General features: G+C 72.1%; 24 protein-coding genes and 1 pseudogene. 15 read left to right on the top strand and 10 right to left on the bottom strand.

Going from position 1 to position 24,304, the window contains the following annotated elements; genetic code table 11:
- Positions 1 to 153: class I SAM-dependent methyltransferase (locus BHU15_RS38815; RefSeq protein WP_438284999.1), on the bottom strand; the 153-nt coding region annotated here is incomplete at its 3' end.
- A 5-nt stretch (positions 154 to 158) separates the two neighbouring features.
- Here BHU15_RS38815 and BHU15_RS34190 point away from each other — a divergent pair.
- Positions 159 to 425: pseudogene (locus BHU15_RS34190) on the top strand (SAM-dependent methyltransferase); the annotation flags it as partial.
- 21 nt (positions 426 to 446) lie between these two features.
- Here BHU15_RS34190 and BHU15_RS34185 read toward each other — a convergent pair.
- The 3 genes from BHU15_RS34185 to BHU15_RS34175 form a co-directional block, all read right to left on the bottom strand.
- On the bottom strand, positions 447 to 860 hold the full coding sequence (locus BHU15_RS34185; protein ID WP_069630674.1) for a fic family toxin-antitoxin system, toxin component: 414 nt from the start codon (positions 858 to 860) through the stop codon (positions 447 to 449).
- A gap of 47 nt (positions 861 to 907) precedes the next feature.
- Entirely contained in the window at positions 908 to 1,633 is a 726-nt protein-coding gene (locus BHU15_RS34180) for a PP2C family protein-serine/threonine phosphatase (protein ID WP_069630673.1), read from the bottom strand.
- Positions 1,634 to 1,746: 113 nt separating this feature from the next.
- On the bottom strand, positions 1,747 to 2,013 hold the full coding sequence (locus BHU15_RS34175) for a toxin-antitoxin system, antitoxin component (RefSeq protein WP_069630672.1): 267 nt from the start codon (positions 2,011 to 2,013) through the stop codon (positions 1,747 to 1,749).
- A gap of 132 nt (positions 2,014 to 2,145) precedes the next feature.
- On the opposite strand from BHU15_RS34175, the gene BHU15_RS34170 reads away from it, so the two are divergent.
- The 7 genes from BHU15_RS34170 to mug all read left to right on the top strand — a co-directional run bounded on the left by BHU15_RS34170 (position 2,146) and on the right by mug (position 9,128).
- Positions 2,146 to 3,024 carry an LLM class F420-dependent oxidoreductase gene (locus BHU15_RS34170; RefSeq protein WP_069630671.1) on the top strand — a complete coding sequence of 293 codons (879 nt, stop codon included), beginning with the start codon at positions 2,146 to 2,148 and terminating at the stop codon, positions 3,022 to 3,024.
- Positions 3,025 to 3,078: 54 nt separating this feature from the next.
- Positions 3,079 to 3,717, top strand: a complete 639-nt coding sequence (locus BHU15_RS34165) for a LysE family translocator (RefSeq protein ID WP_069630670.1) — start codon at positions 3,079 to 3,081, stop codon at positions 3,715 to 3,717.
- 106 nt (positions 3,718 to 3,823) lie between these two features.
- A complete protein-coding gene (locus BHU15_RS34160; RefSeq protein WP_069630669.1) occupies positions 3,824 to 5,179 on the top strand; it encodes a hemolysin family protein in 1,356 nt (451 codons plus the stop codon).
- Positions 5,176 to 6,198, top strand: coding sequence for a hemolysin family protein (locus BHU15_RS34155; protein ID WP_069630668.1), 1,023 nt, complete (start codon positions 5,176 to 5,178; stop codon positions 6,196 to 6,198). Before BHU15_RS34160 ends, BHU15_RS34155 begins: the two co-directional genes overlap by 4 nt.
- 46 nt (positions 6,199 to 6,244) lie before the next feature.
- Positions 6,245 to 7,054, top strand: coding sequence for an SGNH/GDSL hydrolase family protein (locus tag BHU15_RS34150; RefSeq protein WP_069630667.1), 810 nt, complete (start codon positions 6,245 to 6,247; stop codon positions 7,052 to 7,054).
- A gap of 83 nt (positions 7,055 to 7,137) precedes the next feature.
- Positions 7,138 to 8,580, top strand: coding sequence for an adenylosuccinate lyase (gene purB / locus BHU15_RS34145; RefSeq protein WP_069630666.1), 1,443 nt, complete (start codon positions 7,138 to 7,140; stop codon positions 8,578 to 8,580).
- Positions 8,577 to 9,128 (top strand): G/U mismatch-specific DNA glycosylase, encoded by a 552-nt coding sequence (gene mug, locus BHU15_RS34140; protein ID WP_079128571.1) that lies wholly within the window; start codon positions 8,577 to 8,579, stop codon positions 9,126 to 9,128. The genes purB and mug overlap by 4 nt, the downstream gene beginning before the upstream one ends.
- Positions 9,129 to 9,210: 82 nt before the next feature.
- Here mug and BHU15_RS34135 read toward each other — a convergent pair whose 3' ends face one another.
- A complete protein-coding gene (locus BHU15_RS34135) occupies positions 9,211 to 9,648 on the bottom strand; it encodes a hypothetical protein (protein ID WP_069630664.1) in 438 nt (145 codons plus the stop codon).
- Between the two features lie 187 nt (positions 9,649 to 9,835).
- On the opposite strand from BHU15_RS34135, the gene BHU15_RS34130 reads away from it, so the two are divergent.
- Positions 9,836 to 10,993 carry an ROK family protein gene (locus tag BHU15_RS34130; protein ID WP_023543188.1) on the top strand — a complete coding sequence of 386 codons (1,158 nt, stop codon included), beginning with the start codon at positions 9,836 to 9,838 and terminating at the stop codon, positions 10,991 to 10,993.
- Positions 10,994 to 11,028: 35 nt separating this feature from the next.
- On the opposite strand, the gene BHU15_RS34125 is transcribed toward BHU15_RS34130, so the two are convergent.
- Together BHU15_RS34125 and BHU15_RS34120 are read right to left on the bottom strand one after the other, a co-directional pair.
- Positions 11,029 to 11,793 (bottom strand): GntR family transcriptional regulator, encoded by a 765-nt coding sequence (locus BHU15_RS34125; RefSeq protein WP_069630663.1) that lies wholly within the window; start codon positions 11,791 to 11,793, stop codon positions 11,029 to 11,031.
- Positions 11,794 to 12,066: 273 nt separating this feature from the next.
- Positions 12,067 to 12,999, bottom strand: coding sequence for a DMT family transporter (locus BHU15_RS34120; protein WP_069630662.1), 933 nt, complete (start codon positions 12,997 to 12,999; stop codon positions 12,067 to 12,069).
- A gap of 47 nt (positions 13,000 to 13,046) precedes the next feature.
- Between BHU15_RS34120 and pdxR the strand changes: the two genes are divergently transcribed.
- The 3 genes from pdxR to BHU15_RS34105 all read left to right on the top strand — a co-directional run bounded on the left by pdxR (position 13,047) and on the right by BHU15_RS34105 (position 17,892).
- Complete coding sequence (pdxR, locus tag BHU15_RS34115) at positions 13,047 to 14,525, top strand: MocR-like pyridoxine biosynthesis transcription factor PdxR (protein ID WP_069630661.1); 1,479 nt, start codon at positions 13,047 to 13,049, stop codon at positions 14,523 to 14,525.
- A gap of 132 nt (positions 14,526 to 14,657) precedes the next feature.
- Positions 14,658 to 16,262: an alkaline phosphatase D family protein gene (locus tag BHU15_RS34110; RefSeq protein WP_069630660.1), complete on the top strand. Its 1,605-nt coding sequence runs from the start codon at positions 14,658 to 14,660 to the stop codon at positions 16,260 to 16,262.
- A 202-nt stretch (positions 16,263 to 16,464) separates the two neighbouring features.
- Positions 16,465 to 17,892: a GNAT family N-acetyltransferase gene (locus BHU15_RS34105; RefSeq protein ID WP_079128570.1), complete on the top strand. Its 1,428-nt coding sequence runs from the start codon at positions 16,465 to 16,467 to the stop codon at positions 17,890 to 17,892.
- Here the strand turns inward: BHU15_RS34105 and BHU15_RS34100 are convergent.
- Positions 17,801 to 19,054, bottom strand: a complete 1,254-nt coding sequence (locus tag BHU15_RS34100; RefSeq protein WP_069630676.1) for a trans-sulfuration enzyme family protein — start codon at positions 19,052 to 19,054, stop codon at positions 17,801 to 17,803. The genes BHU15_RS34105 and BHU15_RS34100 overlap by 92 nt on opposite strands.
- An 83-nt stretch (positions 19,055 to 19,137) precedes the next feature.
- On the opposite strand from BHU15_RS34100, the gene BHU15_RS34095 reads away from it, so the two are divergent.
- Positions 19,138 to 19,638, top strand: a complete 501-nt coding sequence (locus BHU15_RS34095; RefSeq protein WP_069630659.1) for an Lrp/AsnC family transcriptional regulator — start codon at positions 19,138 to 19,140, stop codon at positions 19,636 to 19,638.
- 41 nt (positions 19,639 to 19,679) lie between these two features.
- Positions 19,680 to 21,362 (top strand): DUF885 domain-containing protein, encoded by a 1,683-nt coding sequence (locus tag BHU15_RS34090; protein WP_069630675.1) that lies wholly within the window; start codon positions 19,680 to 19,682, stop codon positions 21,360 to 21,362.
- Between the two features lie 88 nt (positions 21,363 to 21,450).
- On the opposite strand, the gene BHU15_RS34085 is transcribed toward BHU15_RS34090, so the two are convergent.
- Positions 21,451 to 21,741, bottom strand: coding sequence for a hypothetical protein (locus BHU15_RS34085; RefSeq protein WP_069630658.1), 291 nt, complete (start codon positions 21,739 to 21,741; stop codon positions 21,451 to 21,453).
- 268 nt (positions 21,742 to 22,009) lie between these two features.
- Here BHU15_RS34085 and BHU15_RS34080 point away from each other — a divergent pair, with 268 nt between their 5' ends.
- Positions 22,010 to 23,146 carry a hypothetical protein gene (locus BHU15_RS34080; protein WP_069630657.1) on the top strand — a complete coding sequence of 379 codons (1,137 nt, stop codon included), beginning with the start codon at positions 22,010 to 22,012 and terminating at the stop codon, positions 23,144 to 23,146.
- A gap of 86 nt (positions 23,147 to 23,232) precedes the next feature.
- On the opposite strand, the gene BHU15_RS34075 is transcribed toward BHU15_RS34080, so the two are convergent.
- Entirely contained in the window at positions 23,233 to 24,204 is a 972-nt protein-coding gene (locus tag BHU15_RS34075; protein ID WP_079128568.1) for an SDR family oxidoreductase, read from the bottom strand.
- Positions 24,205 to 24,304: the final 100 nt, after the last annotated feature.

Here is a 24,304-nt window from a genome sequence, read left to right as displayed (position 1 = left end):
GCGCAGGACGCGGCGGATCTCGGCGAGCGCCTTCGGTACGTCGCGTACGGTGCACAGCACCAGTGAGGCGACGGCCGCGTCGAAACCGGCGTCCTCGACGGGCAGCGCCTCCGCCGTACCGGGCCGTACGTCCACCGAGACCCCGGCCCGCATCGCAGCGCCCCGGCGGCGAGCTGCGCTTCTTCGAGCACGGTCTGGCGCCGCAGCGCCGCCTGGCGACGGTGCAGCGGGCTCTGGACCGGACGGTGTGGCCGAAGCTCATGGGCGGCTGCCACACGGCACGGGACACCCTGGCGGCGATCAGGGACGCGGGTTTCGAGTTCGGCGCGTACCGCGCACTGCGGGTCCCGGAATCCGGCCCGCTTCTGCCGACGTCGCCGTGTGTGCTGGGTGTGGCGTACCGGCCGAGGGCGGACCTGGTCTGACGGGCCGGGGGCGGGCCGGGGCTAGTGGCTCCAGCGGCGCAGTTGTTCGGCGATGTGGTGGACGTCGGCCCTGCCGTCCTTCACCAGTTTCGCGAGGTCTCTGACCTGTTCGGGCGAGGTGACGACCTTCAGGCCGCTCGCGACGAGGTAGCCGTACGCGACGGCCGAGGCGTACATCGCGTTCGACCGCTCCAGGGCGGGCACATGGAGCAGGCTCTGGAGGAGGGCCGCCGCGCGGCTGTACGGGTCGGTGTAGACGGGGGTGCCGAATATCTCCGCCTCGTGGCGGCTGACGGCGGCCACCAGCGCGCCCCAGTCGGTGACTTGGGGATCGCCGGGCATCTGGTGCTCGGCGACCATCAGCAGCCAGGAGAGATCGATCCGCAACGTCGGGTCGGCGTGTGACGACGGATCAGGGGAATCGGCGTTGTCCATGGGGGCAGCTGTCTCGGTAGGGGGGCGGCGTGGGGAGTTTCCGATGATCAGTATCCCCGACGCGGCCGGTCGGTGTGGATGAGCAGTGCGGTGATGTTGTCCTGCCCGCCCGCGCCCAGTGCGTACCCGATCAGCGCCCGCGCATCGTCAAGAGGGCCGTGTCCGGGCGGTGTTGGGCGCCGGACGCGGGTGAGTACGGCACGCGGCGCGTCGGCGTCGGGCAGGTGGCGCGTCAGCCCGTCCGTGCAGAGCAGCAGCCGGCCGGGGCCCTGGGGCCGGTAACTCCGGGTCCGCGCGGGTGAGTCGCCCGCGTCGGCGCCCAACCACGCGGTCAGGGCGTCGTGTCGGCCGGAGTCGTCCTCGGTCAGCGCCAGGCAGGTGCCCTCGTCGGGCAGCCAGTACGCCCGGCTGTCGCCGATCCAGGCGCACCAGATCCCCTCGGGGCCGGCGATTCCGGCGACGTACGTACAGGCGGGGGCGGCGTGCGCGGAGGCGGCGAGCGCGCTGACGGCGCGGCCCGCGTGGGCGGCGGCGTCCTCCAACGCGGTCTCGGGCAGAACGCCCTCCCTTAGGCCCGCGGCGAGACGCGCCGCGCCGACGGTGCTCGCGACCTGTGCGGCCCGCTCCGCGCGGGGGGACATCGACACGCCGTCGCACACGACGCCGATCGTCCAGTGGCCGGTCGCGGTCAGGGCCATCGCGTCCGCGTTGACGCCGCGCCGCTTGCCGCGGTCGCTGACGCCAGCGGCGAAGGCACCGAGGGTGGTCTCCAGGTGGGAGCGGTAGGCGGGCTGCGGTGCGCCGCAGTCCCAGCAGTGGCCGTCGGGGGCGACCGTGCCGCCGCAGGTGACGCAGTTCGGCGGCTCGGCCGGACCGGGGTCGGGCGTCAGCGCGCGTCCTCGCGTCCGGGGCCGTGGTCCGTGGCAGTGCCGGTGGAGGGCGTGTCCGTGCCGAATTCCTCCGTGAACACGGACTCGTACTGCTTCATGAAGTCGGCGGCGGACTCGACGAAGGTCTTCCCGACCTCACCGACGTCCCGCTTGACCAGCTCCTCGATGTAGCGGTTCACGCTCATCCCACGCCGCCCCGCCTGCCGCCTGGCGGCCTCCGCGGTGGTCTCGTCCACGCGTACGTTCAGCTGAGTCTTCGCCACCCCAACACGCTAGCGCGCCGGCGCTAGCGTCGGCAAGTGTGCCGCTTTCCGGGTGGAACGGCCGATTCCGCCATTAGTGTCACGCGTGCGCGCCCGGTAACCCCTCGATGCCGTCCACGACGAGGAGACCTCATGGCAAGGCCGTTCCGTTTCGGAGTGAACATGGTGACGCCCGCCTCGGGCGCCGACTGGAGCAAGCGCTGCGAGCGGGCCGAGGAGCTGGGCTACGACGTCATCCTGGTGCCCGACCATCTCGGCATGGTCGCCCCCTTCCCCGCCCTGGTCGCGGCGGCCGAGGCCACCGGGCGGCCCCGGCTGGGCACGTTCGTACTCAACTGCGGCTTCTGGAATCCGGCGCTGCTCGCCCGCGAGGTCGCGACGACGGACGCCCTCACCGAGGGCCGGCTGGAGGTCGGTCTGGGCGCCGGTTACGTCGAGGAGGAGCACGAGCGGGCCGGGCTCGCGTTCCCGCCGCCCGGCGAACGGGTCGACCGCCTCGTCCGTACGGTGGACGCGCTGGACGGCCTGCTCGGCGACGAGAACCACCGGCCCCGCCCCGAACAGCGGCCCCGCCCGCCTCTCCTGATCGGCGGCAACGGCGACCGGGTACTGCGGCTCGCCGCCGAACGCGCCGACATCGTCGCCTTCACCGGGGCGAAGGCGACCGAGCAGGGCATGACCGCGCTGTCGCCCGAGGAACTGGACGAACGCGTCGCCGCCTACCGGGGTTTCGCCGCCGGGCGCGAGAGCCCGGCCGAGCTGAACATCCTGCTCCAGCTGGTGGCCGTGACGACGGACCGCGCGGCGGCGGTGCGGCCCCTGCTGGAGTATCTGCCGGACATGACGGAGGCCGACCTGCTCAAGGCGCCGCTGGTGGCGGCCGGCACGGTGCGGCAGATCTCGGACCAGTTGCGTGAGCAGCGCGAGCGGTACGGATTCTCGTACCTGACGGTGCTCGACCCGTACATGGAGGCGTTCGGCCCGGTGATCGAGGAACTGGGCGGCACCTGACACCCCGGCCGAAACCGGTGGAAGTGCCAACAGCCGCGCGCCTAAGCTCCGCCCATGCTGTCCACCGACCGTCTGCTGGCCTTCGCGGCCATGTCGTTCCTGCTGATCGTCATTCCCGGCCCGAGCGTGCTCTTCGTGGTGGGCCGGGCCCTGGCCCAGGGCCGCCGCGCCGCGCTGACCACGGTCGTGGGGAACACCCTCGGGGCCTGTGTCCTCGTCGTGGGCGTGGCCCTCGGGGTCGGGGCCGTCGTCGAGCGCTCCGTGGTCGTCTTCACCACGCTGAAGCTGGTGGGCGCCGCCTATCTGGTCTACCTGGGGATCAAGGCGATCCGGCAACGCGGCTCCCTCCAGGGCTCGTTCACCGCCGACGCCCCCGCGCACAGCGATCTGCGCACGCTGTGGGAGGGGTTCGCGGTCGGTGTGGCCAACCCGAAGACCATCGTGTTCTTCGCCGCCGTGCTCCCGCAGTTCGTGGACCCCGGCAAGGGACACGTCACGCTTCAGATGCTGCTGCTCGGCCTCGTCTTCAACGTCATCGCCGTGGCGTGCGACAGCACGTGGGGACTGGCCGCGGCCACCGCCCGCGGCTGGTTCGCCCGCTCGCCGCGCCGGCTGGCGATGGTCGGCGGTGCCGGCGGATTCGCGATGATCGGCCTCGGCGTTACGGTCGCCACGACGGGGCACAAGGACTAGGCAATGTGTCCGGCGGTGGCGCCGTTCCCCTCCGTGATCTCACCGACAGCGGCGGATATCGCGCCGCCCGCCGGTCCCTGACCCACCATGGGACGGAGGTGACCCGATGACCGAAGTGCTCCTGCTGCTCGTGGCCGTGCTGCTCGCCCTGGCCTGTGGTGCCTTCGTCGCCGCCGAATTCTCACTGACCACCGTCGAGCGAAGCGACCTCGAACGCGCGGTCGAAAGCGGTGAGCGTGGCGCGGCGAGCGCCATGAAGGCCGTACGCAGCCTCACCTTCCAGCTCTCCGGCGCCCAGTTGGGCATCACGGTGACCAATCTGGTCGTCGGCATGCTCGCCGAGCCGTCCGTGGCGAAGCTGATCCGCGGGCCCGTCGAGGCGATCGGCTTCTCCCAGTCCGTCGCGTCGTCGCTGGCCCTGGTCATCGGTACGGCCCTGTCGACGATCGTCCTGATGGTCGTCGGCGAGCTGGTTCCCAAGAACTGGGCCATCTCCGCGCCGCTGGCCGTCGCCAAGGTGGTCGCCACGCCGCAGCGTTTCTTCACCACCGCCTTCCGGCCCTTCATCAGCCATCTCAACAACACGGCGAACCGTCTCGTACGCGGTCTGGGCCTGGAGCCCGCCGAGGAGCTGGCATCCGCCCGCAGCCCGCAGGAGCTGGTCGCCCTCGCCCGGCACTCCGCAAAGGAGGGCGCGCTGGAGGCGGACACCGCCGAGCTGTTCGTACGGACCCTCAATCTCGCCGAGCTGACGACGGAGAACGTGATGACGCCGCGCGTCCAGGTGACCGCGCTCGACGTGCTGGCCACGGCCGAGGACGTCGCCAACGCCACCCGCGCCACCGGGCTCTCCCGCTTCCCCGTCTACAGCGACACCCTGGACACCGTCGTGGGCGTCGCCCACATCAAGGACGTGCTGACGGTCCCCGCCGCGCGCCGGGGCCGTACGAGGGTGTCCGAGGTGATGCGTGAGCCCCTGCTCGTCCCGGAGTCGCTGACCGTGGACCGGCTGCTGGACCGGCTCTCCGGCAATCGCACCATGGCCGTCGTGATCGACGAGTACGGCGGCACCGCCGGTGTGGTGACGCTGGAGGACATCGTCGAGGAGGTCGTCGGCGAGGTACGCGACGAGCACGACCCGCACGAGACGTCGGACCTGGCCCGCGCCGGGGAGGACGCCGACGGCCGCGACCTGTGGTCGGCCGACGGCGCCACGCGCTTCGACCAGCTGTGGGACATCGGGCTGCGGGCGCCCGAAGGGCCGTACGAGACGCTGGCGGGGCTCGTCGCCACGCAGCTGGGGCGGATTCCCGTCGAGGGCGACCGCGTCGAGCTGGGGGGCTGGCGTATCGACGTGGTCGACGCCTCGGGGCGGCGGGCCGCCCGCGTACTGCTGCACGCGCCCCTCCCCGCGCCGGACGACGACGGCGGGCGCGGGAACGGCGGAAGGGCGCGACGATGACCGTGATCCAACTGCTCGTCGGCCTGCTGACCCTGGTCGTGAACGCCTTCTTCGTCGGCGCGGAGTTCGCCCTGATCTCGGTGCGCCGCAGCCAGATCGAACCGGCCGCCGAGGAGGGCGACCGGCGCGCGCGCAGCGTCCTGTGGGGACTGCGCCATGTGTCCGCGATGCTCGCCACGGCGCAGCTGGGCATCACGCTGTGCACGCTGGTGCTGGGCATCGTCGCCGAGCCGGCCATCGCGCACCTGCTGGAGCCGCTCTTCGACGCGGTGGGCGTACCGCACGGGATCGTGCACCCCGTCTCGTTCGTCATCGCGCTCTCCGTGGCGACGTATCTGCACATGCTGCTCGGCGAGATGGTGCCGAAGAACGTGGCCCTGGCCGAACCGGTGCGTACGGCGCTGCTCCTCGGCCCGCCGCTGGTGTGGCTGTCCCGCGCGCTGCGGCCGGTGATCTTCACGGTCAACGCGTTCGCCAACGGGCTGCTGAAGCTGCTGCGGGTGGAGACCAAGGACGAGGTGTCCGCGACGTTCACCGACGCCGAGCTGGACCGGATGGTCACGGACGCGGGCGACGCGGGGCTGCTGGACGACCGCGCCGCCGAGCGGCTGCACGACGCGCTGGAGCTGGGGCGCAGGCCGGTGCGGGACGTGGTCATGCCGCTGGAGCGGGTCGTGACGGCGCGGGTGGGCATCACGCCGGAGGAGCTTGAGGCGCTGGGGGCGGAGTCAGGATTCTCCCGTTTCCCGGTGGTGGACGACGCCCGGCGGATCCTCGGCTATCTGCATGTGAAGGACGCCCTGGACGCGCTGCCGCGCGACGAGGCGTTCGAGGTGTCCGGCATGCGAGCGATCGCGCAGGTGCGGGCGGAGACCCCGATGGACGACGTCCTGACGGCGATGCGCCGCAGCCGTACGCATCTGGCCGCCGTGCTGGACGAGGACGGCAGGCTGGAGGGTCTGGTGACGATGGAGGACGTGCTGCGGGAGCTGGTCGGAAGGCATACGCGGGGGGTCTGAGGCCCCTCGGGGAGCGGCGGCGGCCCGCGATACGATCGCAGGCGCCATGGAGAAGAACGCCACATACACCAGCCTCGTCGCCGTCGGGGACTCGTTCACCGAGGGCATGTCGGACCTGCTGCCCGACGGGTCGTACCGGGGCTGGGCGGACCTGCTCGCGGCCCGGCTCGCGGAGCGTACGCCCGGCTTCCGGTACGCGAATCTCGCCGTGCGCGGCAAGCTCATCGGCCAGATCCTCGACGAGCAGGTGGACGCCGCCGCCGCGATGCGGGCGGACGTGGTGACCCTGGTCGGCGGGCTGAACGACACACTGCGGCCGAAGTACGACGCGGGGCTGGTCCTCGGGCAGCTGGAGGAGTCGGTCGCACGCCTGGCGCCGACGTGCGGGCGGCTGGTGCTGATGCGCAGCCCCGCCCGCCGGGGTCCGGTGATGGAGCGTTTCCGGCACCGCTGGGAGAACCTGTTCTCGTTCATCGACGAGCTGGCGGCGCGGCACGGCGCGGTGGTGGTCGATCTGTACGGGGCGCGGGTGCTCGGCGAGCAGCGCATGTGGGACGTGGACCGGCTGCATCTGACCCCCGACGGGCACCGCAGGGTCGCCGAGGCCGTGTGGCAGGCGCTGGGCATGGAACCGGCGGACGACTGGCGCGCAGAGCTGGCGCCCCATCTGCCCGAGGGCTGGCTGACGCGGCGCACGGGGGACGCGCGATTCGCGCGGCAGCATCTGGGGCCGTGGATCGGCCGGCGGCTGACGGGACGGTCGTCGGGCGACGGCCGCCCGCCGAAGCGGCCGGAGCTGCTGCCGTACGTGCCGCTGCCGGAGCCGGGTGACGTGGGGGCGCGGCGCGAGGCGTGAGGCGACCCGGGCGCCCTCTGTAGCAACGTACGAACACGGGCGGGGCGCGGACCTGCGCGATCCGCCAAGTAAACTCCCCTCACGTGACTGCTGCGTCTGTGAAGCCCCGTATCCCCAATGTCCTCGCCGGCCGCTACGCCTCGGCGGAACTCGCCGTGCTCTGGTCCCCCGAGCAGAAGGTGAGGCTGGAGCGGCAGCTGTGGCTCGCCGTGCTGCGGGCCCAGCGGGATCTCGGCATCGAGGTGCCGCGGTCCGCTCTCGCCGACTACGAGCGGGTGCTCGACCAGGTCGACCTGGCGTCGATCGCCGAGCGCGAGAAGGTCACCCGCCACGACGTGAAGGCGCGGATCGAGGAGTTCAACGCGCTCGCCGGTCATGAGCAGGTCCACAAGGGCATGACGTCGCGCGATCTGACGGAGAACGTCGAGCAGCTTCAGGTCCGGCTCTCGCTGGAGCTGATGCGCGACCGTACGGTGGCGGTCCTCGCGCGCCTGGGGAAGCTTTCCGGGGAGTACGCGGAGCTGGTCATGGCCGGCCGCTCGCACAACGTGGCGGCGCAGGCGACCACCCTCGGCAAGCGCTTCGCGACGGCGGCGGACGAGCTGCTCGTCGCGTACGGGCGGCTGGAGGACCTGCTCGCCCGCTACCCGCTGCGCGGCATCAAGGGCCCGGTCGGCACGGCACAGGACATGCTCGACCTGCTCGGCGGCGACACGGCGAAGCTCGCGGATCTGGAGGGCCGGATCGCGGGGCATCTGGGCTTCGGCCACGCCTTCGTCTCGGTCGGCCAGGTGTATCCGCGGTCGCTGGACTACGACGTGGTGACGGCGCTGGTCCAACTGGCCGCCGGGCCCTCGTCGGTGGCGAAGACGATCCGGCTGATGGCCGGGCACGAGCTGGTCACCGAGGGCTTCAAGCCGGGCCAGGTCGGCTCGTCGGCGATGCCGCACAAGATGAACACCCGCTCCTGCGAGCGCGTCAACGGGCTGATGGTGATCCTGCGCGGTTACGCGTCGATGACGGGCGAGCTGGCGGGCGACCAGTGGAACGAGGGCGACGTGTCGTGCTCGGTGGTGCGCCGGGTGGCGCTGCCGGACGCCTTCTTCGCGTTCGACGGGCTGCTGGAGACGTTCCTGACGGTGCTGGACGAGTTCGGGGCGTTCCCGGCGGTCGTGGCGCGTGAACTGGACCGCTACCTGCCGTTCCTGGCGACGACGAAGGTCCTGATGGCCGCCGTACGCGCAGGGGTCGGCCGGGAGGCCGCGCACGAGGTCATCAAGGAGCACGCCGTCGCCTCCGCGCTCGCGATGCGGGAGCGGGGCGCGGAGCGCAACGAGCTGCTCGACAAGCTCGCCGCGGACGAGCGGATGCCGCTGGACCGGGGGCAGTTGGACGCGCTGATGGCCGACAAGCTGTCGTTCACCGGTGCGGCGGGTGACCAGGTCGCGGCGGTGGTCGCCCGTATCGAGGAGATCGTGAAGCGGCATCCGGAGGCCGCCGGATACACGCCCGGGTCGATCCTCTGAAACCGGAGGAACTGGCCGCCGCGCGCGACCGCGTCATCCCCGACGTGGCCGCGCCGGGCCTGGGCGTGCTCTTCTGCGGCATCAACCCCGGCCTGATGTCAGCGGCGACGGGCCACCACTTCGCCCGCCCGGGCAACCGCTTCTGGCCGGTGCTGCACCTTTCGGGTTTCACACCACGGCAGCTGGCGCCGTCCGAGCAGGGCGAGTTGCCGGCGTACGGACTGGGCATCACCAACGTCGTGGCACGGGCGACGGCGCGGGCCGACGAGTTGAGCGCCGAGGAGTTCCGCGAGGGCGGCCGGCTCCTGGTGGCGCGGGTGGAGCGGCTGCGGCCCCGCTGGCTGGCGGTGGTGGGCATCACCGCGTACCGCATGGCCTTCGACGACCGGCGCGCGACGATCGGCTCCCAGACGCTGACGATCGGCCCGACCCGGATCTGGGCCCTGCCCAACCCGAGCGGCCTGAACGCGCACTGGACGGCTCAGACGATGGCGGAGGAGTTCGCCAGACTGCGCGTGTCGGCGCGGATGCCGGACCTGACGGCCTGACGACGCCGCCAACGAGCTTGCCGCAGCGGCCCTCTGCCCGGGTTCGTCGGCCCGGCGCGCTCGGCCCGTGGCCTCCTCGTGGCTACGGCGGGTCGATGTCCGTCACCGCCGCCAGCAGTTGGAAGGGGTGTTCCTCGCCCTGGGTGGACACGCCCACCGCCAGCCAGCGGTCCCCGATCCGCCACAGGTACGTGTGGGCCATGCCGTCCGACAGCTCGCGCCACGGGTCCGGTATCCCCTCGCCCTCGGCGCCGCGCACGCGGGTGCTCCAGAGGCTGAACAGCTGTGGCTCGCCCCACCGCGTCTCCAGCACCGTCGCGAGGGCCGCGCACTCCGCCTCGTACTGCTCCGCCTCCCGCGCGCGGCGCGACCCGTCGTCCTCCCAGAAGCTCTCGCCGCTCGCCAGCTCCGCCAGGTGATACCCCGGCCCGCTCGTCCCCGTCTCGGACCCGGCGCGCACGGCCGGGAAGGGCCGGGCGCACAGCAGATCGATGGTGGCGAGGTGCCGTGCGGTGCTCATGAGTCCAGTAAAGCGTCCGGCACTGACAATTGGCAGGCCGTCAGGCCCGGCCCCCGCGACCGGTCGGTTCCAGCCGTCGAGGGGAGGTTTCCGGCAGGGCGGGTATCCCGTGTCGTCGTCCGTTAGCCGCCTCGGCGACCACCGAGTACCATCCGGCAGACACGCGCACGAGGCTGGAGGACTGACCGTGGGGCGGCTGACCGGCGGGGACCCATCCTTGTTGCGGCGGATCAACTCCGCCGTGGTGCTGCACGCCCTTCGTGGCGCCGACTGCCCCACCTTCACCGATCTGACCCGGATCACCGGTCTTTCGCGGCCGACGGTCGAGGGCGTCGTCGAAGGGCTGATGGAGATCGGCCTGGTCGTGGAGTCGGCGCCGGGCGAGGGCGAGGCCCGTCGCCAGGGCCGCCCCGCGCGCAGGTTCCGGTTCCGGGCCGAGGCCGGGCATCTGCTGGGCATCGAGATCGGGCCGCACCGGGTCGCCGCGCTGCTGTCGGGACTCGACGGCCGGATCATCGGCGCCAGTTCGCGCGACGCCACGGCGACCGCGTCCGCGGACGAGCGGCTGGACCGGGTGCGGGTCGTCGTCGCCGACGTGCTGCGCCGCGCGGGCGTCGCGCGCAGTTCGCTGCGGGCCGTCGGTGTCGGCAGCCCCGGGATCGTGGAGGCGGACGGGACCGTACGGCTCGGTACGGCGCTGCCGGGCTGGACGGGTCTGGCGCTCGGCGAGCGGCTGCGGCGCTCGTTCCGCTGTCCGGTGCTGGTGGAGAACGACGCCAACGCCGCCGCCGTGGCCGAGCATTGGAAGGGCGCGGCCACCGACTCGGACAATGTGGTGTTCGTCCTGGCGGGCCTCAGTCCGGGGGCGGGCTCACTGATCGGCGGACGGCTGCACCGCGGCTTCCACGGCGCGGCCGGTGAGATCGGGGCGCTGCATCTGCTGGGCCGCGAGGTGACGCCGGAGAAGCTGCTGTCGACGACCGACGAGCCGCTGCACCCGCTCGACGAGCGGGCGGTGGCCCGGGTGTTCGCCCTGGCGAAGCAGGGTGACGTCGAGGCGAAGCAGGCGATGGAGCGGTTCATCCAGCGGCTGGTCCACGACGTGGCCGCGCTGGTCCTGGCGCTCGATCCCGAGTTGGTGGTCGTCGGCGGCTGGGCGGCCGGTCTCGACGGCGTACTCGACCCGCTGCGTGACGAGCTGTCCCGGTACTGTCTGCGCCCGCCCCGGGTGACGCTCTCGCTGCTGGGCGAGGCGGCGGTGGCCACGGGCGCGCTGCGCCTGGCGCTCGACCATGTCGAGGAGCAACTGTTCGCCGTCGACGGCACGGTGACGGCCCGCCGCTGAGACACGCGACGGGCCGTACGGGGCGGGGAGAGCCGTCAGGAGGCCCGGCGTTCGTCCGCGTGGTGGCTTATCTGCACGTCACCGGTGTCCCCGAAGGTGAGCCGGCAGGTGTCGGCCCGGTAGGTCGCCACCGAGACGGCGGCGGTACGGCCTCCGGCGAGATAGCGGGTGGTGACGACGAGGACGGGCGCGCCGGGCAGCCGGTCGAGCTCCTTGGCGTCGTCCACGCGGGCCGAGCCCAGCTCGACGGCCCGGTCCTGGCCCTCCATGCCGAGCCGCTGAAGCTCACGCAGCACGCTGCGCGCGCGGGCGGGGCCCGAGGGGATGTCTATGGCGGGCAGCTCGGGGACGGACGCCGACGGCACGTACAGCAGCTCGGCCGCGACGGTCTGACCGTGGGTCACGCGGGTCCTGCGGACCGTGTGGACCTCGTCGGCCGGGTCCGTACCGAGCATCTTGGCGACGGCGGCGGGCGCGACGGCCGACACCGCGTCGACCGGCTGCCAGGCGTCCGGGTCGGCGCCCGGCCACTCCTGCTGGGTCGTCGACACGTCGACACCCACCCGCGGCGGCGCGACGGTCGTGCCGACGCCTCGGCGGCGCTGCAACCGGCCTTCGAGTTCGAGCTGTTCGAGCGCCTGGCGGAGCGTGGCGCGCGCGACTCCGAAGCGGGCGGCGAGGTCACGTTCGTTGGGCAGGACCTCCCCGACCGCGAAATCGGAGTCGAGTGCCTCGCCCAGCACGGTCTTGAGGTGCCAGTACTTCGGCTCCGGCACCGTTTCGAGCTGCGTGGTCCCCACCGTGATCCTCCGCAATCGCCGTGTCCCCGGCGGCTTTTCCATGCACTTGTTTATTAAAGGTTCCTGCACTAACTCTCACGAGAGTAGGACGGCCGATCGCGTTGGTCAAGACCAATCCTGCGGGCAGTGCCGGGCGAAATCGCACTCTGCCACAGATCGTTCACGCAGAGTTCGCAGGTTTGGCGTGAAACGACGGTGTCAGCAGGTGGGAGCGCCGGGGGCGGGGACCTGACGTGTCGGGACAGACACATACAGGCATGTCAGACAGGCGTGTCAGAGGGTGCCGACCGGCTCTCGCTCAGCCGTCCGGCGGGCCGCCGCGCGCGCCCGGAACGCCCCCGATCCGAGGGCCACACCGGCGCCGACCAGCAGGCTCCCGGCGGCCTGGGCGGGGCCGTACGCCCCGGTGCCGACGAGGGGTGCGGTGAGGGCGGCGGCCACCGGGATGAGGCCGGAAAACAGCGTGGCCCGCTCGGCGCCGATCCGCTGCATGCCCATGTACCAGCAGATGAAGCCGATCACGGTCACCACGGCCGCCTGCCAGCCGAGCGCGAACGCCTCCTCGCCGGTGGGCATACGGACGAACCCGGCGCCGTCCAGGACGAGTCCGATGATCGTGGACTCGATCGCGGCGACGCCGGCCACGGTCGCCGAGAGCAGTCTGGGTCCCAGCGGACGCAGGACGGGGACGGCCAGTACGGCGAAGCCGACCTCGCCGACGAGCGCGGCGACGGACCAGGCGAGGCCGGCCGCGTCCGTACGCCCCCAGCCCTGGACGGTGAACGCGCCGACGGCGACCAGCAGCGCGCCGTACACGACCGGGCGCGCGGGCCGGCGCCGGCCCAGCAGGGGGAAGAGGACGGCGACGACGACCGGCGCGCAGCCGACGAGGACACCGGGGACGGCCGGTTCGGCGGTGCGTTCGGCGGCGATGACGGCGAGGTTGAAGCCGACCATGCCGACGGCCGCGACGGCGGCGAGCCTGCCCCACTGGCGGCGGGTGAGGGCGCGCAGGGGCGCGGCGGCGGCGCGTGCGACGAGCGGGAGGAGGAGCAGGCAGGCGATGCCGTAGCGGATGGCCTGGCCGCCGGCGTACGGGTAGTCGCCGAGGACGCTGTTGGCGGTGAAGGACGCGCCGACGAGGACGCACGCGAAGGCGGCGAGGAGCATGCCGGCCACCGGTGTGCCGGGGGAAGTGGCTTTCATGGCGGCGACGCTACGGATCGAGGTGGTCCGGATTAAGGTCCACTCCCATGACGGTATCGAGGACCACTTCGGGTGCGGGCGAGGGCGCGGGCCAGGGCGCGGACGGCGACGCGGACGGCGGGTCGGGGACGGCGTGGACCGACGCGTGGGAGGTGACGCTCGCCTCCGCGCCCGCCCGCCGACGGGGGCGCGTACTCCAGTCCGCCCTGCGCGAGGCGGTGCGGTCGGGGCGGCTCGCGGCGGGCACCCGGCTGCCGTCGAGCCGTGAACTCGCGGCGGATCTGGGGGTCTCGCGGGGCCTGGTCACCGACGCGTACGAACAGCTCACGGCCGAGGGCTATCTGCGCAGCGGGCAGGGTTCGGGGACCTGGGTGGGTGACGCCGTACGGGCGGCGGCCCGGGGGACGCGGGACCGGGCGCCCCATCCACCGGGCGCGCGGGCCGACTTCGTACCCGGAACACCGGATCTCTCGCTGTTCCCGCGCGCCGCGTGGGGTGCCACGCACCGGGCGGTACTGGCGCGGCTGCCGCACCGGGCGCTCGGCTATCCGGATCCGCGCGGCCTTCCGCAGTTGCGTACGGCGCTGGCGGCGCTGCTGACGCGGCGGCGCGGGGTGGCGGCCGATCCGGAGCGGCTGCTGGTCTGTTCCGGGGTGGCGCAGGCGATGACTTTGCTCGGTTTCGCGCTGCGCGGGCGCGGGGTGCGGACGGTGGGTCTGGAGGATCCGGGCAGCCCGGAGAACGTGGCGGTGCTCGGCGCGGCCGGCCTGCGTTCGGTGCCGCTGCCGCTGGACGCCGAGGGTCTGGTGCCGGGTGCGGCGGCGCGGGCGGGCGTGGGCGCGGTGGTGGCGACGCCGGCCCATCAGTTCCCGTCCGGTATCGCGTACTCGGCGGAGCGCCGGACCGAACTCCTCGACTGGGCGCGGTCGGTGGACGGTTTCGTGCTGGAGGACGACTACGACGGGGACTTCCGCTACGACCGGGCCCCGGTGGGCGCGTTGCAGGGGCTGGACCCGGAGCGCGTCGCGTACATGGGCTCGGTCAGCAAGTCGATGGCCCCCGGTCTGCGCATCGGCTGGCTGCTGGCACCTCGGGAGCTGACCGAGGAACTGGTCGAGCGCAAGCGGACCATGGACCTCGGCAACCCCGTGCTGGAGCAGGCGCTGCTCGCGGACTTCGTCGAACAGGGCGGCTACGACCGGCACTTGCGCCGCTGCCGGCTGGCGTACCAGCGCCGCAGGGACACGCTGATCGGGGCGCTGGACGAGCACTTCCCCGGCACGGAGGTCAGCGGTATCGCGGCGGGTCTGCACATCATCGCGGTGCTGCCGGGGCGGTACGGTCCCGAGGCCCGGTTCCTGGAGCGGGCGGCGGCGGCCGGTGTCGCGCTGCGGGCACTGGCGTACCACGGCACGGCGCGCCCGGACGACGGCCGGGTCCGGCTGGTGATGGGGTACGCGCACCAGTCGCCGTCCGACATCACGCGCGGGGTACGGATGCTGGCGGACGCGGTCGCGCGGGGCTGACCGGGGGCGTGCCGCCCGACGGGCGCCGGCGGGCGGGTTGTTCACCCGGGGTTCGTGTGTCGGCCGCCGCCGGACGCTACGTATGGCACGGCACACACCAGGCACATCGGACCCGCCGCAGGAGGCACATCGATGACGAACCGTTCCCCGAATCCCGCCACGGACCGCCGTACCGTACTGCGCGGCTCGGTCGCCGCCTCCGCCGCGCTGGCCCTGCCCGCGAGCGCCGCGGCCGTCGCGGGGACGGTCGCCGGGGCCGCTCCCGCGCTGGCGCTCTCCGGCCGGCCGAGCGCCGACTGGGGTGTCCAGACGGGCGACGTCACCTCGTCCTCGGGCCTGGTGTGGGTCCGCTCCGACCGGCCCGCGCGGATGACGGTGGAGACGTCGGCGACCAGTTCCTTCCGCCGTACGCGTACGTGGCACGGCCCGCTGCTGGGCCCCGGCACCGACTTCACGGGGACGACGCCGCTGCGCGGACTGCCCGCCGGTGAGCAGGTGCACTACCGGGTGACGCTGGCGGACCCGGACGACCCGCGGCGTACCGGCGAGCCGGTGTACGGCTCGTTCCGTACGGCACCGGACCGGCGCCGGCAGGACGTACGGTTCCTGTGGTCGGGCGACATCGCGGGCCAGGGCTGGGGCATCAACCCGGACATCGGTGGCTACACCGCGTACGACGACATGCGCCGGCTCGACCCGGACTTCTTCCTGTGCAGCGGTGACACCGTGTACGCGGACGGGCCGCTGGTGCCGTCGGTGACGCTGCCGGACGGGCGGATCTGGCGCAACCTCGTCACGGAGGAGAAGTCGAAGGTCGCCGAGACGCTGAACGAGTACCGCGGGCAGTTCCGTTACAACCTGCTCGACCACAACGTGCGCCGGTTCAACGCGCAGGTGCCGACGATCGTGCAGTGGGACGACCACGAGGTGCGCAACAACTGGTACCCGGGTCAGATCCTGGACGACGTCCGGTATCAGGAGAAGAACGTCGACGCGCTCGCGGCGCGCTCGATCCAGGCGTTCGGCGAGTACTTCCCGATCCAGACGCTCCGGGCGCGTGGCGAGGACCGGCGGGTGCACCGGGTGGTGCGGTACGGGCCGCTGCTGGACGTGTTCGTGCTGGACATGCGCTCGTTCCGGAACGCCAACTCCCCCGGCCGGCAGGCCGACGACACGACGGGCATCCTCGGCGCGGAGCAACTCGACTGGCTGAAGCGGGAGTTGTCACGCTCGCGCGCGGTGTGGAAGGTGATCGCGGCCGACATGCCGATCGGTCTGGTCGTGCCGGACGGCGCGGCGAACATCGAGGCCGTCGCGCAGGGCGACCCGGGCGCGCCGCTGGGCCGGGAGCTCCAGATCGCCGACCTGCTGCGGTACATCAAGCACCGCCGGATCACCGGCACGGTGTGGCTGACGGCGGATGTGCACTACACGTCGGCGCAGCACTACGAGCCGGAGCGGGCGGCGTTCAAGGACTTCGCGCCGTTCTGGGAGTTCGTGTCGGGTCCGCTGGCGGCGGGCGGTTTCCAGGCGAACGCGCTGGACTCGACCTTCGGGCCGAACCGTGTCTTCGTGCAGGCGCCGGACCGGGCGAATGTCTCGCCGATGGAGTCGTCGCAGTACTTCGGTGAGGTCGACATCGACGGCGAGAGCGGCGAGTTGACGGTGCGGCTGCGGGCGCAGGGGAACAAGGTGCTGTTCAGCAAGGTGCTGAAGCCGGGGAAGGTCGGCCAGTAGGCGGCGGGTAGGCCGTTCGGGGTTCCGGGGCCGGGGTCCGGCGGCCGGGCGGGTAGTCTCACGGTGAGACTGTCGCCCGGTCGCGCGGACAACTCGTGCCATAAATCAACCAAAAGTAGTTGATAGGCAAACAGAAGCATCTTTTACCCATCAGTCACAGTACGTTCGTTACCGCGCAACACCACTGAGTCACAGTGAGGTCATGACCGATGTGACTTCATCGAAGAGTGCCCGCCGCCCCCACCACTGGCGCCGGGATCTCGTCGAACTGGCCGCCCTGTTCACCGCGGTCGCGGTCGCCGACGCCGTCGCGAACACGGTCGCGCACGGTCCGGACGGACCGTTCCTGCTCGTCGCGTCCGCGGTCGCCCTGATCGTCACGGCCGGATTCCACCTCTGGTGGGCACGGCGCCACGGCCACGCAGCACTGGTGGAGGGGCCACCGGTCGTACCACCGCCGGTCGAGGCCACACCGACAGGCACGATCAAGGACCTCGGTACGGATGCCGACGGCGCCACCGCCCTGTGGCGCATGCGCGCCACCGTGCGCGACGCTCCCGGCTCACTGGCCGCGCTGTGCACGGTCCTCGCCGGCCGCCGGGTGGACATCCTCACCCTCCAGACCCACCCCCTGGCCACGGGCACTGTCGACGAGTTCCTGCTGCGCGCTCCCGCCTCGCTGACCGCACGGCAGCTCAGCCGCGAGATCTCCCTGGCGGGCGGCGGCGACATCTGGATCGAGCGGGCCGACACCCACGACCTCGTGGACGCGCCGACCCGGATCCTGGGTCTCGCCACCCGTACGGCCCTGGACGCCGCCGAACTGCCCCTCGCGCTGCGCCAGTTGCTCGGCCGCTGCACGATCCACTCACTGCCCGCCGTCTCCCCCACCGGGGGCCCGACCGGCGAGAGCGCCCCCGTCGAGGGGATCCTGGAAGGCACCACGATGCGTATGCGCGACCCGAACGGCGGCGTGATCAGCGTCGAGCGCCACTACCTGCCCTTCACCCCCACGGAGTTCGCCAGGGCCCGCGCCCTGGTCGAACTCGACGCGCGCCTCGGCCCGCGCGTCCCGCGCAGCCGGGACGTCCTGACGCTGCCCGAGGGCAAGATCACCGTACGCCGCGCCGACCAGAGCGACGTCGACGCGGCGTCGGAGATGCACGAGCGCTGCTCGGAACGCACCCTGGGCCTGCGCTACCACGGCCCCGTAGGCGACGCGGACCGCTATCTCGACCATCTGCTGAGCCCGCGCCACGGACGGACACTCAAGGTCCAGACGGCGTCGGGGCGGCTCGTGGCGCTCGGTCATCTCCTGTGGGACGGCGACGAGACCGAGGTCGCACTGATCGTCGAGGACGCCTGGCAGCGGCGCGGGATCGGCACCGAACTGCTCGGCCGGCTCGTCGCGCTCGCCGTCGAGGCGGGTTCGGCGAGCGTGTACGCCGTCACGCAGGCGTCCAACACCGGCATGGTGGCCGCGATGCGCGGACTCGGCCTGCCGCTCGACTACCAGATAGAGGGTGGCACGCTGGTCGTCACCGCCCGGCTGAAGGCGACGCAGCAGGCGCCGAACGTGCCTCCGTACGGGATTCAGGCGAACGCGCTTCGCGACCAGGCCGGGCGCTGAGCGCCCCGGTCAGATCCCGCCACAGGTCCTCGACGTCCTCCAGGCCGACCGACATCCGCAGCAGCCGGTCGCTCACACCGGCCGACCTGCGGTCTCCCTCGGGCACGATGCGGTGGCTGATGGAGGCCGGGTGCTGGATGAGCGAGTCGACGCTGCCGAGGCTCACCGCCGGGGTGATCAGCCGGACCCCGGCGATCACCTCGTGCGGGTCGCCGTACACCTCGAAGGAGACCATCGCGCCGCCTATGGCGGGGTAGTGCACCCGTGCTATGCGCGGGTCGGTGGCCAGTCTCCGGGCCAGGTCGGCGGCGGTGGCCGAGGCTGCCCGTACGCGTACGGGCAGCGTGGACAGACCGCGCAGCAGCAGATAGCCGGCCATCGGGTGCAGGACTCCGCCGGTCGCGAACCGCGCCTGGCGCAGCTTCCGCGCGAACTCCTCGTCGCACGCCACCACCCCGCCGAGGACATCGCCATGGCCCCCGAGATACTTCGTCGCGCTGTGCAGGACGAGCCGCGCGCCGTGTTCAACGGGCCGTTGCAGGACGGGCGTGGCGAACGTGTTGTCGACCAGCAGCGGTATGGAGCCGCAGGAGTGGGCGACGGCGGCGATGTCGACCTCCGCGAGGGTCGGGTTCGCGGGGGTCTCGACCATGACCAGTCCGGTGTCGGGGCGGATCGCGTCGGCGATGCCCGCCGGATCGGTCCAGGTGACCTCCGTACCGAGGAGCCCGGCGGTCAGGAGGTGGTCACTGCATCCGTACAGAGGGCGTACGGCGACGACATGGCGCAGCCCCGCCCCCGACCGTACGAGCAGGACGGCCGTCAGCGCCGCCATGCCGCTGGCGAAGGCCACCGCGCTCTCGGTGCCCTCCAGCCGCGCGAGTGCCGTCTCGAAGCGGGCCGTCGTCGGATTGTCGAGGCGCGCGTAGACGGGCGGCCCGTCGGGGCGGGCGCCGGTGGCGGCGAACTCGTCGATCCGCGCGGCCTCCTCACGGGTGTCGTACGAGGGGTAGGTCGTCGACAGATCGATCGGCGCCGCGTGCACGCCGAGCCGCGCGAGGTCGTCGCGCCCGGCGTGCACGGCCTCGGTCGCGAGCGCGCGCCGCGGCGTCCGGTGCGGTGTCCGGGTCGGGGGAAGAGGTACGGCTGCGGGGTCGGTCATGCCGTCGGCATCCATGGGATCCATGTGCGCACTCTGAACATCCGGCGGGATCGGCGGGGAATTCTCCGTGTTACGTTCGCCGGATGAGTGAGTCGGTCGTACTTGACCCGGTTGATCTGCACATACTGCGCCTGCTCCAGAACGATGCACGGACCACCTACCGGGAGATCGCGGCCGAGGTCGGCGTGGCCGCGTCGACCTGTTTGGACCGAGTGTCCAGACTGCGGCGATCCGGGGTGATTCTAGGACACCAGTTGCGCCTCGATCCGGCCAAACTCGGCCGTGGGCTCCAGGCGTTGCTCTCCGTGCAGGTCCGGCCGCACAGACGGGAGCTGATCAAGCCTTTCGTGGAACGGATCAGGGGTCTGCCCGAGTCCCGCGCGCTGTTCCATCTGACCGGACCCGACGACTATCTGGTCCATGTGGCTGTCGCGGACACGGCGGACCTCCAGCGCCTCGTGGTGGACGAGTTCACCTCCCGGCCCGAAGTGGCCAGGGTGGAGACGCGGTTGGTCTTCCAGCAGTGGGACTGCGGTCCGCTGATGCCGCCTTCATCAGCCAATCCGCCGACGCCGCGGCCCTGAAGTGGGGTGACGCGCGGTCCTCCCTCGTAGAGGATGTCGCCATGCCAGACACTTCCAGCAGCGCGCTGCCCCGCCAGGTCGCCGACGCCTATGTCGACGCACTCATCGAACTCGATCCGATCACCGGTACCTTCCTCGGCGTCGCGGCCAGCTCAGGCCGCCTGCCCGACTACTCACCGGCCGGGGCGAAGGCACTCGCCGACCTCGCTCGCGAGACCCTCGCCACACTCGACATCGCGACAAAGCTGCCGGGGGCCGACACCGACCAGGAGCGGCGCTGCGCCAGGCTCCTCCACGAGCGGCTGACCGCCCAACTCGCGGTCCACGACGCCGACGAGCACCTGCGCGCCGTCAGCAACATCCACTCCCCCGCCCACCACGTCCGCGACATCTTCGCCGTGACGCCGACCGGGACGGAGGAGGACTGGGCGGCTGTGGCCCAGCGCCTGCGCGCCGTACCGGCCGCGCTGAACGGGTACCGGGAGTCGCTGGCCCTCGGCCTGGAGCGGGGGCTGGCGGGCGGCCCGCGGCCGACCGCGACGTTCGTCGGCCAGCTCACCGAGTGGGCGGGTGACGGGCGCGGCTGGTTCGACGACTTCGCCGCTGCCGGGCCCGACGCCCTCCGTACGGAGCTGGACGCGGCGGCCGGGGCCGCCACCGCCGCCGTCGCCGAACTGCGCGACTGGATGCGCGACGTGTACGCGCCGGCCGTCGCGGACGCGCCCGACACCGTGGGCCGCGAGCGCTACACCCGCTGGTCGCGCTACTTCAACGGCGCGGACCTCGATCTCGACGAGGCGTACGCCTACGGCTGGTCCGAGTACCACCGGCTGCACGCCGAGATGACCACCGAGGCGGCGAAGATCCTGCCCGGCGCGACCCCGTGGGAGGCGCTGGCGCACCTCGACAAGCACGGCGAGCACATCGAGGGGGTCGAGGAGGTACGCAAGTGGCTCCAGTCCCTGATGGACGAGGCCATCGAGGCGCTGGACGGTACGCACTTCGAACTCGCCGAACGGGTACGGAAGGTGGAGTCCCGCATCGCCCCGCCCGGCGGCGCGGCGGCGCCGTACTACAACGGCCCCTCCGAGGACTTCTCCCGCCCCGGCACCACCTGGCTGCCGACGATGGGTGAGACCCGCTTCCCGGTGTACGACCTGGTGTCGACCTGGTACCACGAGGGCGTTCCCGGCCACCACCTCCAGATCGCGCAGTGGACCCATGTCGCCGACCAGCTCTCCCGCTACCAGGCGTCCGTGGGCGGTGTCAGCGCGAACGCCGAGGGCTGGGCGCTGTACGCGGAGCGGCTGATGGACGAGCTGGGCTTCCTGCCGGACGCGGAGCGCCGGCTCGGCTACCTGGACGCGCAGATGATGCGCGCGTGCCGGGTCATCGTCGACATCGGCATGCATCTGGAGCTGGAGATCCCCTCGGACTCGTCGTTCCACCCCGGCGAGCGCTGGACTCCTGAACTGGCACAGGAGTTCTTCGGCAACCACAGCGGCAGGCCGGCCGACTTCGTGGAGAGCGAGCTGACCCGCTACCTGTCGATGCCGGGCCAGGCGATCGGCTACAAGCTGGGCGAACGGGCCTGGCTCCAGGGCCGCGCGAACGCCCGCGCACGCCACGGCGACGCGTTCGACGCGAAGGCCTGGCACATGGCGGCGCTGTCGCAGGGCTCGCTGGGCCTTGACGTTCTGGTGGACGAACTGTCCAAACTCTGACCCCCGGGCGCCCGGCACCACACTGCCGGGCGCCCCACTCGTACGACTCGGTGGTCCTGGACGGTCCGGCTCCACGCCGTCGAGCAGGTCAGTCCCCGATGAAGTGCAGATAGCCTCCCCGAGGGATGGCCTGTTTCGCCCCGTCGATCACCTGCTGTACGACGGGATTCTGTTTGTTCTCGGGAAGGGACTCCAGCTCTTTCACCAGTCGGCGCAGCTGGACGGAGTTGAAGAGGGTTTCCCCGTAATTGTTCACGCCGTTGAGCAGACTCTCTTCGGGCGCCGACTCGCAGATGCCCATGAAGGAAGCTTCGTTGTCATCCGTGAAGGCGTTCAGCCTGCCGTGCCACAGGTCCTCCACATAGACACCGAGTCCCATCTCTCCCTCTTGCTGATCAGTGCGTTACATGATCACGACATGGTGACCAGCCTGCTCGCTCCGTTCGCGGAGGCGGAGCGGAGGCTGTTTGAACGTGAGTTCATCACATCGCGTCTGCCGGACCACCGTCTGACGAACCCGCTGCCCCGTGATGGCTGCCGCCATGTGGCAACGGCCGGGTCGACCGCGTACGTCTTCTCCAGTCGAACGGGGCGCTGCGGGGCCGAAGGCGGCAGACCGTCCGCAGGTGAGCGGATACGGTGCATAGGTGCAGATCAATGGGGAGGCGCAGGACAAGCCGGGGACCGCGCTGCTACTGGTGGCCGCCCCCGCGGGCAAGGGCAGACTCATCGACGCGGGCAGCGTGATACCCGTGCTCGCCGCCGTATCGCCGGCCGTGCTCGCGGGGACCACGACCGCCACGCTCATCGAACTCGCCGATCCTTTAGACCCGCAGGCCGTCCTCACCCGGATCCGGGGCGCCGCCGCTTCCGATGGTCCGCTCACCGTCGTGCTTGTCGGCCAACTCCAGCTCGACCGCCGACAGCGGGCCGTGCATCTGGCGCTGGGCCGCACCACACCCTCGACCCTCCGGTACACCGCGCTCCCGTGGGCCTGGCTCGTCAACGAGCTCCGGCAGCGCCGGCCAGGTACCACCACGCTGTACGTGGACCTGGTCGCCGACGCCGAGGTCTGGCAGCTGCTCGGCAAGGAGCCCCTCGAACTCCCCAACGGCGCCCGCACGTACGGCGTCATCGCCCCACCACCCGGCCGCCGGCGCACCGCCCAGCCCGCCTACACCCACGCCCTGGCCCAGATCCTGCGCACGGGCCGCCGCTCCGGAGCGGACGAGCTGCACCACGATGCCCTCCAACGCGCGGCGACCGTCGAGAACGCGCTGATCCTCGGCCCCGAGCACCCCGCGGTGCAGCCCCCGCCCGCCGAGGCGCCACCGGTCCATGTGCCCGTCGAGGACGACCCGCACGAGCGGATCGCCGCGCTGTCCCAGGCCGGTCACCATCGGGAGGCCCTCGCCCTGGCGCTCGCCGCCGAACAGCGCGCCGTGCAGAGTTTCGGCGCCGACACGTTCGCCGCCGTCCACTGGGTCGAGGTCCGCGCCCACCTCGCCTCGGTCGCCAACGACCCGGACCAGTCCTGCGCGTTGTGGCTCCACACCGCCCAGATCCGCCTGGACACGCTGCGGCAGGCCCCCGACACCCCCGACGTCGAGACCGCCGTCGACCGGGCCCACCACCAGTGGGACAGAATCCGCAACGCCACCCACGCCCGCCGCCTGGCCCCGCAACTGGTCGCCCAACGCCGCCGAGTCCCCGGCCGCCAACGCGCGGCTCTCGACGCCATCCAGAAGAAACTGGAACGCCTGAACAGCCTGCCCCCGAGCTGACTGTCTGCTTCTGGACCGGGGTCGTGGGTGATGGGGCCGCCGGCGGCTGGAGGCCTGGTTGGCTTCCATGCCTTTCCGGACACGCCTCAGGGGATCTGCTGACCTCCCTCATGCCCGTCCGGGAGCGGTCGTGGCAAGTCCGGCAGGTCCGCCGGGCGTTCGTGGGGCCAAGGGCCGCCCGGGACCGGGGTGAAGTTCTCGCCGCTCAGGAGGAAGCCGCCCTCCGAGTTGATGACCTGGCCCGTGATCCATGCGGCCTCGTCCGTGGCCAGCCAGGCGATCAGACGGGCCGGGTCGTCCGGCATGCCCCAGCGGCCGGACGGGAACATGCCGGCGATGTTGTCGTACGCCTCGCCCGTGAGGTAATCCGTGTCCACCGGGCCGGGGTTGACGGTGTTGACCGTGATTCCGGCGTGGCCCAGCGAGGCGGCCAGGGTGTGGGTCGCCGAGGCCAGCGCGCCCTTGGAGAGGCTGTACGCGATCTCCTCGGGCATGCCGCCCCGGAGGTTCTGGCCGGAGGTCATCATCACGACGCGGCTGCCGTGGCGGATGCGGACCGGGTGGGCGACGCGTGCCTTCGCGTACTCCTGGATCAGCTGGATCACGGAGCGGGTGTTGGTCGCCCAGTGCGCGTCGAGCATGTCCGCGTCGATGTCCCACAGCGTGCCGTCCGAGCCGCTGCGGGCGTGGTTGGCCACCAGGATGTCGACCACGCCGCCGAGCGCTTCGCGGGCCGCCCGGAAGACCTTGGCGGGACCCTCGGGGTCGGACAGGTCGCCGGGTCCGTGGTGCACCGTGGCGCCCGGATAGCCCAGGGCCTCGCGTACCCCGGCGGCGACGCCGTCGGGTCCGTCGGGGTCGGCTCCCCAAGGCTGGGTCCGGTCGTGCGGGACATGGTGGTGGAGGTAGACGCTGGCGCCGTACGCGGCGAGCCGCCGGGCGACCGCGTATCCGATGCCGGAGCGCCGACTGGCACCGGTGACGAGGGCGGTACGGCCCCGCAGGGGCATGTGCTCACGGCGCAGTGATTCGGCGCTGGGCTGGGGAAGTTGGGGCATGGTCAGCCATGATGGTCGGCCGTCCGGGCGTTGTCACAGGGATTCCCGCCCGACCGCCCCGCTCACCCGTCGCCGCCGCCCTCCGTACGGAGGCTGACCG

It is taken from the genome of Streptomyces niveus (assembly GCF_001723055.1).
GTDB lineage: Bacteria > Actinomycetota > Actinomycetes > Streptomycetales > Streptomycetaceae > Streptomyces > Streptomyces niveus.
Note: the sequence above shows the minus strand (reverse complement) of the source record. Positions and strands in the feature narration are given on the sequence as shown.

Coding starts and splice junctions, on each gene's coding strand:
- pdxR (WP_069630661.1), top strand. CDS start 13,047: ATGACGGTATCGAGGACCACTTCGGGTGCGGGCGAGGGCGCGGGCCAG.
- BHU15_RS34100 (WP_069630676.1), bottom strand. CDS start 19,054: ATGACCGACCCCGCAGCCGTACCTCTTCCCCCGACCCGGACACCGCAC.
- BHU15_RS34090 (WP_069630675.1), top strand. CDS start 19,680: ATGCCAGACACTTCCAGCAGCGCGCTGCCCCGCCAGGTCGCCGACGCC.
- BHU15_RS34150 (WP_069630667.1), top strand. CDS start 6,245: ATGGAGAAGAACGCCACATACACCAGCCTCGTCGCCGTCGGGGACTCG.
- BHU15_RS34120 (WP_069630662.1), bottom strand. CDS start 12,999: ATGAAAGCCACTTCCCCCGGCACACCGGTGGCCGGCATGCTCCTCGCC.
- BHU15_RS34165 (WP_069630670.1), top strand. CDS start 3,079: ATGCTGTCCACCGACCGTCTGCTGGCCTTCGCGGCCATGTCGTTCCTG.
- BHU15_RS34085 (WP_069630658.1), bottom strand. CDS start 21,741: ATGGGACTCGGTGTCTATGTGGAGGACCTGTGGCACGGCAGGCTGAAC.
- BHU15_RS34160 (WP_069630669.1), top strand. CDS start 3,824: ATGACCGAAGTGCTCCTGCTGCTCGTGGCCGTGCTGCTCGCCCTGGCC.
- BHU15_RS34110 (WP_069630660.1), top strand. CDS start 14,658: ATGACGAACCGTTCCCCGAATCCCGCCACGGACCGCCGTACCGTACTG.
- BHU15_RS34105 (WP_079128570.1), top strand. CDS start 16,465: ATGACCGATGTGACTTCATCGAAGAGTGCCCGCCGCCCCCACCACTGG.
- BHU15_RS34185 (WP_069630674.1), bottom strand. CDS start 860: ATGGACAACGCCGATTCCCCTGATCCGTCGTCACACGCCGACCCGACG.
- BHU15_RS34170 (WP_069630671.1), top strand. CDS start 2,146: ATGGCAAGGCCGTTCCGTTTCGGAGTGAACATGGTGACGCCCGCCTCG.
- BHU15_RS34135 (WP_069630664.1), bottom strand. CDS start 9,648: ATGAGCACCGCACGGCACCTCGCCACCATCGATCTGCTGTGCGCCCGG.
- BHU15_RS34075 (WP_079128568.1), bottom strand. CDS start 24,204: ATGCCCCAACTTCCCCAGCCCAGCGCCGAATCACTGCGCCGTGAGCAC.
- BHU15_RS34155 (WP_069630668.1), top strand. CDS start 5,176: ATGACCGTGATCCAACTGCTCGTCGGCCTGCTGACCCTGGTCGTGAAC.
- BHU15_RS34095 (WP_069630659.1), top strand. CDS start 19,138: ATGAGTGAGTCGGTCGTACTTGACCCGGTTGATCTGCACATACTGCGC.